The organism is Thermotoga sp. RQ7, assembly GCF_000832145.1.
Taxonomy (GTDB): domain Bacteria; phylum Thermotogota; class Thermotogae; order Thermotogales; family Thermotogaceae; genus Thermotoga; species Thermotoga neapolitana.
This window is the reverse complement of the sequence record NZ_CP007633.1, coordinates 224,223-239,549: the sequence shown is the minus strand read 5'-3', so window position 1 is coordinate 239,549 and position 15,327 is coordinate 224,223. Positions and strand designations below refer to the sequence as shown.

Genomic DNA, 15,327 nt, shown 5'->3' with positions numbered 1-15,327 from the left:
AGAAGATGGCAGAAGAAGAAAGAAGAGAGGAAGAACCAAGACGCCGGGGAGTCTCGTCACTGATCATGAGTATCGTGATACCGCTCATCGTATCACTCGCTGTGTACTTTTTACTTCCCATGTTTCTTGGGACAAATCAGGGTGGACAGAGTGAGAGCACACCCTCGACTCCGGTCGAGATAAAGGCAGTTCTCATCCAGCCAGGTGAGAACAAGACGTTCCTTTTGAAGGGTGGAAGGGATGTTGTTGTGATAGATTCTCTTTCCTTCACCGTTGGTAGCGACACGTGCAGGGCAGCCATCGCGGAGAAAGAAGATGAGATCATGGATGCCCTCATGATGATTTTTCTGAGCAAGGAAAAGAGTGAACTGAGCACGGTTCCGGGCCTTGAACTTCTGAAGAGACAGATAAGGGAGGCGGTCAACACCATCACCGGCTTCGTCGGTGACAGAGAGAAATACGGTGTTCTGAACGTTTATCTTTATATAAAGGCCTTTGCGACCACCGAGTGAGGTGGTAACATGTCGGATGTTCTCAGTCAGGAAGAGATAAACCAGTTGATCGAAGCGTTGATGAAAGGAGAGCTAAAAGAAGAGGACCTTCTGAAGGAAGAAGGGGAAAAGAAGGTCAAGCCTTACGATTTCAAAAGGCCGAGCAAGTTTTCTAAAGAGCAACTTCGAACGTTTCAGATGATACATGAGAACTTTGGAAGAGCGCTTTCAACGTACCTTTCTGGAAGGTTGAGAACGTTCGTTGACGTAGAGATCAGCATCGACCAGCTCACTTATGAAGAATTCATAAGGTCTGTAATGATTCCTTCCTTCATCGTCATCTTCACGGGTGACGTGTTCGAGGGTAGTGCCATATTCGAGATGAGGCTCGATCTTTTCTACACCATACTGGATATCATCATGGGAGGCCCTGGAGACAATCCTCCAAACAGAACCCCTACGGACATCGAAACCTCCATAATGAGGAGAGAGGTAACCAACATTCTTACGCTTCTTGCTCAGGCATGGAGCGATTTTCAGTATTTCATTCCTTCGATAGAAAACATCGAAACCAACCCACAGTTCGTCCAGATCGTCCCCCCAAACGAGATAGTGCTTCTTGTGACCGCCTCTGTTTCCTGGGGAGAGTTCACGAGTTTCATCAACGTGTGCTGGCCTTTTTCTCTTCTGGAACCTTTCCTTGAAAAACTTTCCAACAGGTTCTGGATGATGGGCAGAAAGCCAGAAAGGATCGAAGAAAGAGTTGAAGAACTCAAGGTGGCTTCTCAAAGTGTTCCACTGACGGTGCAGGCGGTGATAGGGGAAGCCTGGCTGACTCTGAGGGAAGTGCTGAATCTTCAGGAAGGCGATGTGATAAGGCTCAACACACATTACAAAGACGAGATAAGAATCGATGTGGAAGGAAAGCCCAAGTTCAGGGGAATTCCTGGAAAGTACAAGGGAAAGTACGCTGTGAAGATCACCGGCGAGTACACTAATGGGGGTGAAGAGGAATGACGGAGAATGAATTCCTTTCCCAGGAAGAGATAGATAAACTGCTCGGTGGAGAAGCAGAGGGTGTTCTCACACCAGAAGAAAAGGACATGATCGGCGAGATTGGAAACATCGCTATGGGAAGTGCCGCAACAACGCTCTCTATGATCCTGGGAAGAAACGTCAACATCACCGTTCCAATGGTTCGCGAGGAAAAGATGAAGAACGTGAAAAGCGACTTCAATGGTGAGAAAGTAGTTGTAACTGTGGAATACACGGAAGGATTGAAGGGACTGAACGTTCTGGTTCTGGAAAAAAGCCTGGTAGCCGCGATCGTCGATCTCATGATGGGTGGAAGTGGAGAGGTGGAAAGTGAAGAACTGGATGAGATCAAACTCAGTGCCATAGGAGAGGCCATGAATCAGATGATGGGAAGTGCCGCAACTTCTCTTTCGGAACTTCTGGGAATAACCGTGAACATCTCCCCACCAAAGGTTGAAATTCTGAACTTCGACGATCCCAGCACGAAATTTCCACCGGTTGTGGACGATCCAGAAAAGGATGTTGCCGTTGTGGAGTTCGAGATCGAGATAGAAGGGCTTCCAAAATCCAAATTCTACCAGGTGATCGGAGCAGATCTTGTCAAGAAGATGTACGAGTACTTCACCAGAGCACATAAAGAAGAGGCTGAAGAAAAGAAAGAGGAAAAGAAGGAAGAAAAGAAAGTGAAGGTCGAACCGGTGGAGTTTTCGGAGTTGAAGCCATCCGGAACGGCTAAAACGGAGATTCCTCAGGACAAACTCGAGTTGTTGCTTGACGTTCCTTTAAAGGTGACAGTGGAACTTGGAAGGACAAGGATGACACTGAAGCGTGTTCTGGAGATGATACCAGGCTCAATCATAGAACTCGATAAACTCACCGGCGAGCCGGTGGACATTCTCGTTAACGGAAAACTCATAGCCCGTGGAGAGGTCGTTGTGATAGACGAGAACTTCGGTGTGAGGGTGACGGAGATTGTGAGTCCCAAGGAAAGGCTGGAACTTCTCAACGAATGATGTTTTCAATTCCCCATTCCAGAAGTTCAGGGTGTTCGCGTGAGAGGAAGTTCGGATCTCTCAGTAGTTCTGAATGAGGGATGTTTCCTTTCTTGAGACGGAGTATCTTTGCGATGTAGTCTTTCATCTCTTTCACATCCTGGAGCGTTCCCACCCTTCCATGTCCTGGGACACAGTAATGAGCACCTGTTTTTTCTATCTCCTCAAGTGCCGATATCCACATCGACAGGTCACTGTCTGTGACTATTTCGGCGTGAATTCCGGTGGTGAGCAGATCCCCGCACACAACGATCTTTTCGTTTTTCAGGATGAAAATGGAGGAATCGGGTGTGTGACCGCCCAGGTGAACGGCCTCCACGGTGATGTCTCCAAATCTGTAAAGTCCTCTGTCGCTGAACGTTTCCGATGGAAGTTTTATGGACACTTTCACACCGATTCTTTCCATGTATTCTTCATCCATCTTGCTCAGGGACTCTTTGGTCAGAGAGTGAGCAATTATCCTTCCAAAGATTTCGTTTCCGAAGGTGTGATCCGGGTGGTAGTGGGTGTTGAAGACGGCGACGATCTCCTTCTTCAACATCTCCCGTGCGAACTCTTCGATCTTTCTTGCTTTTTCTGGAAAAAGAGTTGTGTCGATGAGAATGCACACTTTTTTTCCACACACGAGGACGCTGTTTGAAGAAATTCCAGTGCCTATCACGAAAACGCTGTCTGAGAGGTTCGTTATCATCCTTTCACCTCGTGTAGTATAATTCTCCAAGAGTATTCTTCTACAGAATGAGGTGATTTTCCTTGGCAACCGCCTTTCTGTGGGGATATTACGGCTTTGGTAACTTCGGAGACGAAATCATGTTCAGAGCGTGTGTGGATCTCCTGAAGGAACTGGATTTTGGAACCATATACACTCCCCTTCCGGATGGGAAGAGATCGATGGGAGTAACATCGGTGGGAAGGTTCTCTCCGAAACTGATTTCTTTCCTGAGAAGGTCACAGATTTCGATGGCAGGTGGAGGGGGACTTTTTCAGGATGTGACGAGTTTTCGAAGTATCCTTTACTATTACTATCTGTCCAGGATGTCACTTCTCATGAAAAAACCCCTTATCTTTTTTGGAAACAGCATAGGCCCCTTGAAAAGAACTGCCTCAAAAAGACTCGTTCACGAGGTGGTGAGTCACAAAAGTGTGGTCTTCATAGCAAGAGAGCCCGTCTCCTACAGGTACGTCAGAGCGCTCGGAGGAAACGCCTGGCTTGGAACAGATCCTTCGATACTCTATCTCATGAACGACGAATCAGAAGTGAAAAAGGAGAATAAGGCCGTTTTCTTTCTGAAAAAGCCTCTGGACGTGTCCTGTGTTTTGAAGAGTCTGAGAGAACACGGAATAGAAGATTTCGTTCTCTCGAGTGCTTTCTCGAAAGACTGCCAGTACCTTCCTCCACTCAGAACCGGAGGAGACGTTCTCGAAGAGATAAAGAGTTCGTCGATCGTCATCACCGAAAGGTTTCACCCGGCGCTCGTTGCTGCTTACTTTGAAGTCCCCTTTGTCATCGTTGACTGCCAGAAGGCGAGGAGGTTTTTCAGAAAGTACACGGAAGAAGAGTTCTTTTTCTCAAGAAGAGATCCCCTTGAAATCTCGCTCAAGGTATCCAAAGTTTTGAAGAAAAGATTGAGTCTGAAAGAGAAATTAAAAGAAGACGCCATGGAGATGAAGGAATTCCTGAAAGATACACTGAGGAGATGGTAGTTCATGAGGATGGTTGCACCAACACTGAGCAACATTCTTACGGGGTTTCTTGCCGTTCTCATCGTTGCGATGCCGAGGGAGTATGTGAAGGGAATAGCGGCCTACAGACTCGGTGATCCCACTCCAAAGCAGGCCGGTAGACTGTCTTTGAATCCCTTTGTACATCTTGATCCGGTGGGAACGATCTCCTTCATTTTGTTCGAATTCGGGTGGTCCAGACCCGTTCCGGTTCGCTACTGGAAACTGAAAAACAAGAAGAAAGACCTTCTGAAGATATCCATCCTCGGTCCTCTGACGAGCTTTTTGCTGTTTTTTCTTTGCGGGTTCATAGCCTCGAAGTTGCCTGAAAGAAGCTTCTGGTGGTTTCTCATGGTGAAGGCTGCCAAGTACAACCTCACTTACGCTCTTTTTTCTCTCTTTCCGATACCGCCTCTCGATGGAAGCAGGATTCTTGCCTCCTTGCTTCCAGATAGATACATGGAATGGCTCATAAAATACGAAGTGTATGGAATACTATTCATGATAGCGCTACTTGTGCTCTGGATCATACCACTTGTGATGAATCCTTTTGTGACGTTCATAGACGACTTCGTTCAGATGATTGTGAGGTGATCTCTTTGAAAATCGTCCTGAGGTACCCTGTTTCGCTGAACGTTATAAGACGACTGACAAGTGGAGATGTGGTTCATTACATCGGGAAGATAGTGGTTGTGGACAAAGAAGTTGTTGATATCATCGAAAAGTACGAAAAATCCGAGGGAATAAAACTCTACGACCTGACAGGAGAGATAGTAACTGTGGGAAGGTTTGACAAGAACAAATTCTTCTTCCAGGAGGTCACCGAAGAAGTACTGGAAAAACTATTTCTGATGGGTGTAAGCGGAGTTGTTTTGAACAAAAGGAGCAATTTCCCTGTTGCGAAAAGGTTCTCCAGAGTCCTTTTTGAGCCCCTCGAGGAGGTGAAGGGAACTAGAAAGGTTGTCTACAAAACCCCGGATGGCAAAAAACTCGAGGAACTGGAAGTGGAAGGTTTAACTCTGCGGGTGATTCAGGACTCTTCCGGGAAAATGTACACAAGAGTTTAAATTCCGAGTTCCTTTTTGAAACTTTCGTACGTTTCAAGGATCCTTTTCGCGTACGTCTTTCTGCTGTTTCCGCCGTTGTAATACTCGAGTGCAAGCCTGAGATCGTTGAACCTGTCGTACAGGTACTTCAGATAATGAGCACCGTACTTTATGTTCAGTCGATAATTCCAGATGAGTTCCGTCCAGCCAGATTCCGGAGGTTCCAGATTGTAGATGTTTGCCACCATTTCGGCGGTCTCTTTTTTGATCTGCATCATTCCCAGTTCACCGTACAGCCCTATCACGTTTCTGAAATCGCTCTCCACGTCTATGACCGACACAAGGAGGATCGGGTCGATGTTGGTCTCACGTGCCACTTCGTTTACCGTTTTCCACAGATCTTCGAGGAATTCCTCATCGCTTTTCAACTTGTAAGATGCCCTTCTCGATCTGACGAGTTCCTTGAACCACTCTTTCACAGTGATGGTGTTTATCTCCCGAAAGGAGATACTCTTCTCGGTGGGAGTGGTGCTCAGGAAGACTGGTATGAGGACGAGCACCAGAACCAGTATAGTTATTTTTTTCACGATCTTCCTCCTCTGTTCAATCACTTTTAAAATCCCCTCTGGTATAATAGTGCTGGATACAGTTCGATTATAGCATGGGGTGATTTCATGGAGGTTCTCTACAGAAAGTACAGGCCGAAGACATTTTCGGAAGTGGTGAATCAGGATCACGTGAAAAAGGCAATAATCGGGGCGATACAGAAAAACAGTGTAGCCCATGGATACATATTCGCTGGACCCAGGGGGACGGGGAAGACAACACTCGCGAGGATCCTGGCAAAGTCCCTGAACTGTGAGAACAGAGAAGGTGTTGAACCGTGCAACAGGTGCAGGTCGTGCAGGGAAATCGATGAGGGAACGTTCATGGACGTCATAGAACTCGACGCGGCATCGAACAGAGGAATAGACGAGATCAGAAGGATAAGGGACGCCGTGGGTTACAGACCAATGGAGGGAAAGTACAAGGTTTACATAATAGACGAGGTGCACATGCTTACAAAGGAAGCATTTAACGCTCTGCTAAAAACTCTGGAAGAACCTCCCTCCCACGTTGTGTTCGTTCTTGCAACCACCAACCTGGAAAAAGTCCCCCCAACGATCATTTCCAGATGTCAGGTCTTCGAGTTCAGAAACATACCCGATGAACTCATAGAAAAGAGGCTTCAGGAGGTAGCCAGGGCCGAGGGCATAGACATCGACGATGAAGCGCTGAGGTTCATAGCCAGACGGGCAGCCGGAGGAATGAGAGACGCCCTCACCATGCTGGAGCAGGTCTGGAAGTTTTCGGAGGGAAAGATCGATCTTGAGACGGTCCACAGGGCGCTTGGACTGATTCCGATTCAGGTGGTGAGGGACTATGTAAACGCCATTTTATCGGGAAACGTGAGAAAGGTCTTCACCGTACTGGATGATGTCTATTACAGCGGTAAAGATTACGAAGTCCTCATTCAGGAAGCCGTTGAAGACCTGGTGGACGATCTGGAAAGAGAGGAGAGGGTCTACAACGCTTCAACGTCCGAGATCGTTCAGGTTTCGAGGCAGCTTCTCAACCTTCTTCGGGAGATAAAGTTCGCTGAAGAAAAACGACTTGTGTGCCGGGTAGGATCCGCTTACATATCCACGAGGTTTTCCGGTGAAAAGGTTCTGGAAAAAACGAAAGCAAGCAACGCTGATAATGATCAAAACAACGCTCAGGAAAGCACGACAAAGGAGGAAAAGGATAAAGACATCGAGTTCGAAGAGCGTTTCAAAGAGTTGATGGAAGAATTGAAGGAAAAAGGAGATCTTTCCATATTCGTTGCACTCAGTCTTTCTGAAGTGAGTTTCGAGGATGGGAAGGTCGTTGTGACGTTCGATTCTTCCAAAGCGATGCACTATGAACTCATGAAGAAAAAGCTTCCTGAACTTGAGAACCTCTTTTCGAAGAAGCTGGGAAAGAGAGTAGAGGTAGAACTTCGTCTGATGGGGAAAGAGGAGACGGTGGAGAAGGTTTCTCAAAAGATCTTGAAGCTCTTCGAACAGGAGGGATAATTTGAAAAAGATCAAAAGTTTCGGTGGAAAGAGTCTGGGTGGGGGAAAGCAGGAAAAACTCCTGAAGGATTTCATGAAGATGCAGGAAGAACTGCAGAAGAAGATGCAGGAGATGGAGGAGAGTTTTTCCGAGATGGAGGTGGAAGCCTCCGTTGGAGGTGGTGCTGTCAGGATCGTGGCAACGTGTGATCGCAGGGTAAAGGAAATAGAGATCGATGAGGATCTGAAGGAAGATCTTGAAACGTTGAAGGATCTTCTTGCAGCCGCTGTGAATGAGATCATGGAGAAAATTGAAAAACGTCGAGAGGAAGAAATGAGCAAAATCACCCAGCAGTTTGGAATACCAGGATTAATGTAAGAAGGAGGGAAAGAGCATGGCAAGAGTGGCTATTAACGGTTTCGGTAGGATAGGAAGACTGGTCTACAGGATCATCTACGAAAGGAAGAACCCCGACATCGAAGTGGTGGCTATCAACGATTTGACAGACACCAAGACACTTGCACACCTTCTCAAGTACGACTCCGTTCACAAGAAGTTCCCTGGAAAGGTTGAGTACACAGATAACTCTCTGATCATCGATGGAAAAGAGATCAAGGTCTTTGCAGAGCCAGATCCTTCCAAACTCCCATGGAAAGACCTGGGAGTTGACTTCGTCATCGAATCCACGGGTGTGTTCAGAAACAGGGAGAAGGCAGAGCTTCACCTTCAGGCTGGAGCAAAAAAGGTCATCATCACCGCCCCCGCAAAGGGCGAAGACATCACGGTCGTCATTGGCTGTAACGAAGACCAGCTAAAGCCCGAACACAAGATCATTTCCTGTGCATCCTGTACAACGAACTCCATCGCACCCATAGTGAAGGTTCTCCACGAGAAATTCGGAATCGTCAGTGGAATGCTCACAACCGTTCACTCCTACACGAACGACCAGAGGGTGCTCGACCTTCCACACAAGGACCTGAGAAGAGCCAGGGCCGCTGCGGTGAACATCATACCCACCACCACCGGTGCGGCGAAGGCTGTGGCTCTTGTTGTTCCAGAAGTGAAAGGAAAGCTCGATGGAATGGCTATAAGGGTGCCAACTCCCGATGGATCCATCACGGACCTTACGGTTCTCGTCGAAAAGGAAACCACAGTGGAAGAAGTGAACGCAGTCATGAAAGAAGCCACCGAAGGAAAACTCAAGGGCATCATCGGATACAACGAAGATCCCATCGTGAGCAGTGACATCATCGGAACGACGTTCTCCGGAATCTTCGACGCCACACTCACCAACGTCATCGGTGGGAAGCTCGTAAAGGTCGCTTCCTGGTACGATAACGAGTATGGATACAGCAACAGAGTCGTTGACACCCTTGAGCTTCTCCTCAAGATGTAATTCAGGGCGGGTGTTCCCGCCCTTTCCACACTCAAACAAGGGGGTGTGATCATGGAAAAGATGACCGTAAGGGACGTCGATCTGAAAGGAAAAAGGGTTATCATGAGGGTTGATTTCAACGTGCCCGTGAAAGATGGGGTCGTTCGGGATGACACGAGAATAAAGGCTGCCCTTCCGACGATAAAGTACGTGCTCGATCAGGGTGCGAAGGTGGTACTTCTCTCCCACCTTGGAAGGCCAAAGGGTCAACCTTCTCCTGAGTTCAGTCTTGAGCCCGTTGCAAAGAGACTCTCCGAACTTCTGGGCAAAGAGGTGAAGTTCGTTCCGGCAGTAGTCGGTGATGAAGTGAAGAAGGCAGTAGAGGAGCTGAAGGAAGGAGAAGTACTCCTTCTTGAAAACACCAGATTTCATCCTGGAGAGACCAAGAACGACCCTGAGCTTGCAAAGTTCTGGGCCAGTCTTGCGGACATCCATGTGAACGATGCTTTCGGTACCGCCCACAGGGCTCATGCCTCCAACGTTGGAATAGCCCAGTTCATACCCAGTGTCGCTGGCTTTCTCATGGAAAAAGAGATAAAGTTCCTCTCCAAGGTGACGTACAACCCTGAAAAGCCCTACGTGGTTGTTCTCGGCGGAGCGAAGGTCTCCGACAAGATCGGGGTCATCACGAACCTCATGGAAAAGGCCGACAGAATCCTCATCGGTGGTGCTATGATGTTCACATTCCTGAAAGCCCTTGGAAAACAGATAGGATCTTCGAAGTACGAGGAAGACAAACTCGATCTTGCAAAAGAACTCCTCGGCAAGGCAAAAGAAAAGGGTGTCGAAATCGTACTTCCCGTTGATGCTGTCATAGCACAGAAGATCGAACCGGGTGTGGAGAAGAAGGTCGTCAGGATAGACGATGGTATCCCTGAGGGATGGATGGGACTCGATATAGGGCCTGAGACGGTGGAACTCTTCAAACAAAAACTCTCCGATGCAAAAACAGTTGTCTGGAACGGTCCCATGGGAGTCTTTGAAATCGACGACTTCGCCGAAGGAACAAAACAGATAGCACTTGCCATTGCCTCTCTCACCGAAAAGGGTGCCATCACGGTCGTCGGAGGAGGAGACAGTGCCGCTGCCGTCAACAAATTCGGACTCGAGGACAAGTTCTCGCACGTTTCAACGGGTGGTGGAGCGTCGCTCGAGTTCCTCGAAGGAAAAGAACTTCCTGGCATCGCCAGCATCGCCGATAAAAAAAAACAGGGCGTAGATTGATTCTTGCCGGAAACTGGAAGATGCACAAGACCATATCTGAGGCAAAAAAATTCGTGTCGCTCCTTCTGAACGAACTGCACGATGTGAAAGAGTTCGAGATAGTGGTCTGTCCGCCGTTCACCGCACTATCCGAAGTTGGAGAGATCCTCTCGGGTAGAAACATCAAACTCGGTGCTCAAAACGTCTTCTACGAGGACCAGGGGGCGTTCACGGGAGAAGTGTCACCGGTTATGCTGAAAGAAATCGGCGTTGAGTACGTGATCGTGGGACACTCCGAAAGAAGGCGCATCTTCAAGGAAGACGATGAACTGATAAACAGAAAGATCAGGGCTGTTCTTGAAAAGGGAATGACACCCATCTTCTGTGTGGGTGAAACTCTGGAGGAAAGAGAAAAGGGTCTCACGTTCTGCGTTGTTGAAAAACAAATAAGAGAAGGACTTTACGGTCTCAGCAGAGAGGAAGCACAGAAGGTGGTCATAGCCTACGAACCCGTGTGGGCGATCGGAACAGGAAAGGTAGCAACACCACAGCAGGCTCAGGAAGTGCATGCGTTCATAAGAAGGCTTCTTTCTGAGATGTACGACGATGAAACGGCTGAGACGATCAGGATACTCTACGGTGGTAGCATAAAACCAGACAACTTCCTCGGCCTCATCGTTCAGAAAGACATCGATGGTGGTCTGGTTGGAGGAGCCAGTCTGAAAGAATCCTTTGTGGAACTTGCAAGAATAATGAAGGGAGTGATTTCCTGAGGCCCCGCCCTGCGGGGTCTCATCTTTTGGAGAGGAGGTATTCGTCATGTCCCTGAAAGAGAAACTGATGGCAGACTTGAAGAAAGCGATGAAGAGTAAAGACACGATAAAAGTGAACACGCTTCGCATGATACTCACAACGCTGAAGAATCTCGAAGTGGAGAAGATGAAAGAAGCCAGCGATGAGGAAGTGATGGAAGCCCTCATGAAAGAGGCAAAGAAAAGAAAAGAGGCAATCGAAGAGTACGAAAAGCACGGCAGAATTGAGCTCGCTGAAAAAGAAAAGAAAGAACTGGAAATCATAGAATCTTACCTTCCAAAGCAACTTTCGGAAGAGGAGATAAGAAAGATCGTTATGGAGGCGATAAAAGAAGTAGGAGCCACTTCTCCAAAGGACCTCGGAAAGGTCATGCAGTTTGTCATGCCGAAGGTGAAAGGAAGGGCAGACGGAAAACTCGTGAACAAGATGGTGAGGGAAATTCTGGAATCCCTATGAGGTTCGATCCTGACATCATCAGGTGTGTGGAGATAGTCGATGCGGGTCCCCACCACCGTCCCACCCACGCTTCCTCTCTTCTTGTCTGGTACGCAAAACCCAGTAAGGGTGTGAAAAGAGTTCTGGAACTTGGAAGTGGTGTGGGAACGGTGGGATTTGCTCTTGCAAGGCTTTACGGTGTGGAAGTGGTTGGAGTGGAAAAGGAAAAAGAGTTGTACGAAAAGGCTGTTCAGGGAATCTCTCTGAACGGTCTGGAAGGAAAGGTTTCTTTTGTGAACGCCTCTGTGGAGGACTGCTCGTTTCCTCCTGAGTCCTTTGACATGGTGGTCTCCAATCCACCCCACTACACGAAGGTCAAAAGTCCCTATCCCCTGAGGTCATCAACGAGGAGCCTGGAAAAATCGGACATCGAATCTTTTGTGAAGACAACGTTTCGTTTCCTAAAGAACGGTGGAATGGCGGTTTACGTTCTCTCTCCTGAAAACCTCATGGACTGGCTGGAGAGGTTTATCTCGTACCGTCTCGAACCGAAGAGAATGTGCTTTGTTCATGGTAAAATTGATAGGACGGCTACCCTTGTCCTTTTGAGGTTGAAGAAGAACGGTAAAAGAGGACTGGTGGTGGATCCTCCGGTGGTTCTCTCATGATCGTGGGTGTTGGTGTGGATCTTCTTGAGATCGAAAGAGTTCCCGAAAGGATCGCTGAAAGAGTACTGGGAGAAGAGGAAAAGGAGATTCTCCGAGTCAGGAAAAACAAAAAAGAGTTCGTGGCAGGAAGGTTTGCACTCAAGGAAGCGTTCTTCAAGGCTCTGGGGACGGGGTTGAACGGTTATCGTTTCACAGATGTGGAATTTCTGGAGGCAGGTGGAAGACCTGTTGTAAAGATACATCGTGACTTCGGTGTGTTCAATTTTGTACACGTCTCACTTTCACACGACAGGTTCGTGGTGGCAGTTGTCGTGCTTGAAAGAAGAAAGGGTGGTATCATTGTAGAGGGCGACGAGAAGGTGCTCAGAGAGAACTTTTGTGTTCTGGGAAGATCCGGCAAAGGATGGGAGATAGACACCTCGATTCCACCTTTTTCTTTGAAAAAAAGGCTTTCAGAAATTCACTGTAGACTGGTGAGGTATGGGAACATCTTGCTTTCGGAGTGTGAAAGTGATGAACGTGGATGAAATAGAAAGGAAGATAGATGAGGCCATAGAAAGGGAAGATTATGAACATCTTCGGGTGCTTTTGAAAGAAAGAGAAAAGCTCCTGAAGGATCTTTCTGCGGAAAAACTATCTGAGATCCTTGAAAAGGACAGGGAAAGGCTTCGGATCATCGAAGAGAGGAAAAGCAGTTTGTTTCGGGAACTTTCCGGTCTCAGAAATATCAAGGGTTCTCTTCAGAAGAACATCTGGACAAGAGGAGATACCATCGGAAAAGGTTAAAAAACACAACAGGAGGGATGTCTAAGGATGGAAGTGAAAGAACTCGAAAGAGACAAGAACCGGGTCGTACTGGAGTACGTTTTCAACAGGGAAGAGGTGCTTGAAGCGGAGGATAAAGCGGCCAGGTACCTGAATCAAAGAGTAGAGATACCCGGTTTCAGGAAGGGAAGGGTACCAAAGAACATCCTGAAGATGAGACTCGGTGAGGACTTTCAGGAGTATACCCTTGACTTCCTCATGGACCTTATACCGGATACCCTGAAGGACAGAAACCTCATCATGTCTCCTGTGGTCACCGAAAGAGAAATAAAAGAGGATACGGCAAGGTTCGTGGTGGAGGTTCACGAGGAACCCGAGGTGAAGATAGGAGACGTCTCGAAGATAGAAGTGGAGAAGGTTGACGAGGAAAAGGTGCTGGAAAAGTACGTTGAAAGAAGGCTCGAAGACCTGAGGGAAAAACACGCACTTCTCGAACCCAAGGAGGGTCCCGCCGAGGTAGGAGATCTTGTCAGGATAAGCATGGAGGTGTACAACGAAGAAGGAAAGAATCTCACCACCAGAGAGTACGAGTACGTAATAAAAGAAGGGGAAGACAGACCGTTCGTGAAAGACCTCATAGGGAAAAAGAAAGACGATGTGGTTGAAATAGAAAGAGAGTACGAGGGAAAAAAATACACCTACAGGCTAAAAGTACAGGAGGTGTACAGACGAACCCTCCCAGAGATCGGGGATGAACTTGCCAGGACAGTGAACAACGAGTTCGAGACGCTGGAGCAGTTGAAGGAGGAGTTGAAGAAAGAGGGGAAAGACATATACGACGTGGAGATGAAGGAAAGCATGCGAGAGCAACTTCTGGAGAAGCTCCCAGAAGTGGTGGAGATAGAGATCTCCGAAAGAACGCTCGATCTTCTCGTACAGGAAACGATAAACAGGTTGAAGAGGGAAGGAAGGTACGATCAGATTGTGAGTTCCTACGAGAGTGAAGAAAAACTGAAAGAAGAGTTGAAAAAAAGAATCCTGGACGATATCAAAAGAGACAGGGCAATAGAGGTAATTGCAAAAGAAAGAAACGTAGATGTGAGCGATGAAGAACTTGAGAAAGAGGCGGAAGAACTCGCACCGTTCTGGGGAATCTCTCCTGAGCGCGCAAAGTCACTCGTGAAGTCGAGAAGAGATCTCAGAGAGGATCTGAGATGGGCCATACTGAAGAGGAAGGTACTCGATCTTTTGCTCGAAGAGGTGACGGTGAAGGTGGTTGAACCAAGAGGAGAGGGTGATGGTGATGAAAGAAAAGGAGATAATTGATCAGTACGTTCCCATAGTTGTTGAGAGCACAGGAAGGTACGAAAGAGCGTACGACATATTCTCCAGACTTTTGAAAGACAGGATCGTCTTTCTTGGATCTCCCATAGACGACCACGTGGCAAACCTCGTCATAGCACAGCTTCTGTTTCTGGAAGCAGAAGATCCAGACAAAGACGTCTACCTCTACATAAACTCGCCCGGAGGGTCTGTGACGGCCGGTCTTGCCATCTACGACACGATGCAGTACATAAAGTGTGACGTTTCCACCATCTGTGTGGGGCAGGCCGCGTCGATGGCTGCCGTTCTCCTTGCAGCCGGTACAAAGGGAAAGAGGTACGCTCTTCCGAACGCCAGGATCATGATCCACCAGCCACTTGGTGGGGCAGAGGGTCCTGCAAAAGACGTTGAGATCATCACAAGAGAGCTTTTGAGGATAAAGGATCTTCTCAACAGGATTCTCAGCAAACACACGGGCCAGCCGATAGAGAAGATAGAAAAGGACACGGACAGAGACTTCTTCATGAGTGCTGAAGAGGCAAAAGAATACGGTATAGTGGACAAAGTGGTGAGTTCAAGATGAAGGGCACCCCCGAGGTGCCCTATTCTTCTTTGAGTTTCTCGTTCAAAAGAACGATTATTTTCTCCGCTCTTCCTTCTACTTCTTTCGAAAGAATCTCGTGTGGATCCACCCTGTACACGTTGTAGTATTCCCGTGTGAGGTCCAGATCAACGTCTATTTTTGCCCCTTCCAGAGAAAAGCCTGCGTAAAACCCACGAGCGATCGAGTAGGAATAGACAGAGGCATCAAGGTTGTAGTCCGCACTGAGTCTTCTTCCAAGGGGCCCCGCTGCAACACTGAGAGATCCACCGAGTGTGATGTTTCCTTTGGCGAAGGTTTCCACATTCTCCATGATGACTGCGATGAGGGACACGGATTGGAACCCTATCTGTGGTCCCACGCTCAGACCGTAGATTTTAACAAAGAGTGGCCCGTACCAGGTATTCGTCAGAGGATCTCTTCTCAGCAAAATTCCCTGGCCGTACTGACCACCCACCACCCATCCGAGTTTCAGATACTTTGGAACGATGAGGATGCCTCTTGCTCTCTCCAGAAGAGAAAGAAAGGCACCGCTGTCTGGTTGATCGAGAAACTCTTTAAGAGAAAGGTACGCGTCGTCGATTATATCGAACACACTGGAAAAAGAGAGCAAAGATGAAGTCAATATCAATGAAACAACAAATAATCGTTTCATATCGACA

The 15,327-nt window shown here is 47.8% G+C and carries 20 protein-coding genes; 17 read left to right on the top strand and 3 right to left on the bottom strand.

Translation table 11 applies throughout. The features are described 5' to 3' along the window. Positions 1–5 precede the first annotated feature (5 nt). The 3 genes from TRQ7_RS01270 to fliY are packed head-to-tail and all read left to right on the top strand — an operon-like array spanning position 6 to position 2,539. Positions 6–512 carry a flagellar basal body-associated protein FliL gene (locus TRQ7_RS01270; RefSeq protein WP_015920320.1) on the top strand — a complete coding sequence of 169 codons (507 nt, stop codon included), beginning with the start codon at positions 6–8 and terminating at the stop codon, positions 510–512. Positions 513–521: 9 nt separating this feature from the next. Beyond that, positions 522–1,508 carry a flagellar motor switch protein FliM gene (gene fliM, locus TRQ7_RS01265; RefSeq protein WP_015920319.1) on the top strand — a complete coding sequence of 329 codons (987 nt, stop codon included), beginning with the start codon at positions 522–524 and terminating at the stop codon, positions 1,506–1,508. Next, positions 1,505–2,539 carry a flagellar motor switch phosphatase FliY gene (gene fliY / locus TRQ7_RS01260; RefSeq protein ID WP_015920318.1) on the top strand — a complete coding sequence of 345 codons (1,035 nt, stop codon included), beginning with the start codon at positions 1,505–1,507 and terminating at the stop codon, positions 2,537–2,539. The genes fliM and fliY overlap by 4 nt, the downstream gene beginning before the upstream one ends. On the opposite strand, the gene TRQ7_RS01255 is transcribed toward fliY, so the two are convergent. Then, positions 2,529–3,269, bottom strand: coding sequence for an MBL fold metallo-hydrolase (locus TRQ7_RS01255; protein WP_038068151.1), 741 nt, complete (start codon positions 3,267–3,269; stop codon positions 2,529–2,531). The two genes, fliY and TRQ7_RS01255, sit on opposite strands and share 11 nt — an antisense overlap. Positions 3,270–3,331: 62 nt before the next feature. On the opposite strand from TRQ7_RS01255, the gene csaB reads away from it, so the two are divergent. Genes csaB through TRQ7_RS01240 form a run of 3 tightly spaced genes read left to right on the top strand, consistent with a single transcriptional unit; the run spans position 3,332 to position 5,367 of the window. Continuing rightward, entirely contained in the window at positions 3,332–4,282 is a 951-nt protein-coding gene (gene csaB, locus TRQ7_RS01250) for a polysaccharide pyruvyl transferase CsaB (RefSeq protein WP_015920317.1), read from the top strand. Positions 4,283–4,285: 3 nt separating this feature from the next. Next, complete coding sequence (locus TRQ7_RS01245; RefSeq protein ID WP_015920315.1) at positions 4,286–4,894, top strand: site-2 protease family protein; 609 nt, start codon at positions 4,286–4,288, stop codon at positions 4,892–4,894. Continuing rightward, positions 4,891–5,367, top strand: a complete 477-nt coding sequence (locus TRQ7_RS01240) for a tartrate dehydratase (RefSeq protein ID WP_144399051.1) — start codon at positions 4,891–4,893, stop codon at positions 5,365–5,367. Before TRQ7_RS01245 ends, TRQ7_RS01240 begins: the two co-directional genes overlap by 4 nt. Here the strand turns inward: TRQ7_RS01240 and TRQ7_RS01235 are convergent. Further along, positions 5,364–5,933 (bottom strand): transglycosylase SLT domain-containing protein, encoded by a 570-nt coding sequence (locus TRQ7_RS01235; RefSeq protein ID WP_231556123.1) that lies wholly within the window; start codon positions 5,931–5,933, stop codon positions 5,364–5,366. The genes TRQ7_RS01240 and TRQ7_RS01235 overlap by 4 nt on opposite strands. An 87-nt stretch (positions 5,934–6,020) precedes the next feature. Between TRQ7_RS01235 and dnaX the strand changes: the two genes are divergently transcribed. From dnaX to clpP, 11 genes are read left to right on the top strand one after another with little or no spacing between them, the layout of a single operon-like run. After that, positions 6,021–7,442: a DNA polymerase III subunit gamma/tau gene (dnaX, locus tag TRQ7_RS01230; protein ID WP_015920312.1), complete on the top strand. Its 1,422-nt coding sequence runs from the start codon at positions 6,021–6,023 to the stop codon at positions 7,440–7,442. Between the two features lies 1 nt (position 7,443). Beyond that, positions 7,444–7,800, top strand: a complete 357-nt coding sequence (locus TRQ7_RS01225; protein ID WP_015920311.1) for a YbaB/EbfC family nucleoid-associated protein — start codon at positions 7,444–7,446, stop codon at positions 7,798–7,800. A gap of 16 nt (positions 7,801–7,816) precedes the next feature. Beyond that, positions 7,817–8,818, top strand: coding sequence for a type I glyceraldehyde-3-phosphate dehydrogenase (gene gap / locus TRQ7_RS01220; RefSeq protein WP_041843806.1), 1,002 nt, complete (start codon positions 7,817–7,819; stop codon positions 8,816–8,818). 51 nt (positions 8,819–8,869) lie between these two features. Next, on the top strand, positions 8,870–10,081 hold the full coding sequence (gene pgk / locus TRQ7_RS01215) for a phosphoglycerate kinase (protein ID WP_041843805.1): 1,212 nt from the start codon (positions 8,870–8,872) through the stop codon (positions 10,079–10,081). Positions 10,082–10,101: 20 nt separating this feature from the next. Continuing rightward, entirely contained in the window at positions 10,102–10,833 is a 732-nt protein-coding gene (gene tpiA / locus TRQ7_RS01210) for a triose-phosphate isomerase (RefSeq protein WP_041844526.1), read from the top strand. A gap of 46 nt (positions 10,834–10,879) precedes the next feature. Then, positions 10,880–11,329, top strand: a complete 450-nt coding sequence (locus TRQ7_RS01205) for a GatB/YqeY domain-containing protein (protein ID WP_038068148.1) — start codon at positions 10,880–10,882, stop codon at positions 11,327–11,329. Further along, positions 11,326–11,976, top strand: coding sequence for a methyltransferase domain-containing protein (locus TRQ7_RS01200; protein WP_015920306.1), 651 nt, complete (start codon positions 11,326–11,328; stop codon positions 11,974–11,976). The genes TRQ7_RS01205 and TRQ7_RS01200 overlap by 4 nt, the downstream gene beginning before the upstream one ends. After that, entirely contained in the window at positions 11,973–12,503 is a 531-nt protein-coding gene (locus tag TRQ7_RS01195; protein WP_041843804.1) for a holo-[acyl-carrier-protein] synthase, read from the top strand. The genes TRQ7_RS01200 and TRQ7_RS01195 overlap by 4 nt, the downstream gene beginning before the upstream one ends. Next, positions 12,490–12,762: a flagellar protein FliT gene (locus tag TRQ7_RS01190; RefSeq protein ID WP_038068146.1), complete on the top strand. Its 273-nt coding sequence runs from the start codon at positions 12,490–12,492 to the stop codon at positions 12,760–12,762. The genes TRQ7_RS01195 and TRQ7_RS01190 overlap by 14 nt, the downstream gene beginning before the upstream one ends. 27 nt (positions 12,763–12,789) lie before the next feature. Beyond that, positions 12,790–14,067 (top strand): trigger factor, encoded by a 1,278-nt coding sequence (gene tig / locus TRQ7_RS01185; protein WP_015920303.1) that lies wholly within the window; start codon positions 12,790–12,792, stop codon positions 14,065–14,067. After that, complete coding sequence (clpP, locus tag TRQ7_RS01180; protein ID WP_038068144.1) at positions 14,039–14,647, top strand: ATP-dependent Clp endopeptidase proteolytic subunit ClpP; 609 nt, start codon at positions 14,039–14,041, stop codon at positions 14,645–14,647. Before tig ends, clpP begins: the two co-directional genes overlap by 29 nt. A gap of 19 nt (positions 14,648–14,666) precedes the next feature. On the opposite strand, the gene TRQ7_RS01175 is transcribed toward clpP, so the two are convergent. Further along, positions 14,667–15,320, bottom strand: coding sequence for a YSC84-related protein (locus tag TRQ7_RS01175; RefSeq protein ID WP_015920301.1), 654 nt, complete (start codon positions 15,318–15,320; stop codon positions 14,667–14,669). Positions 15,321–15,327 lie beyond the last annotated feature (7 nt).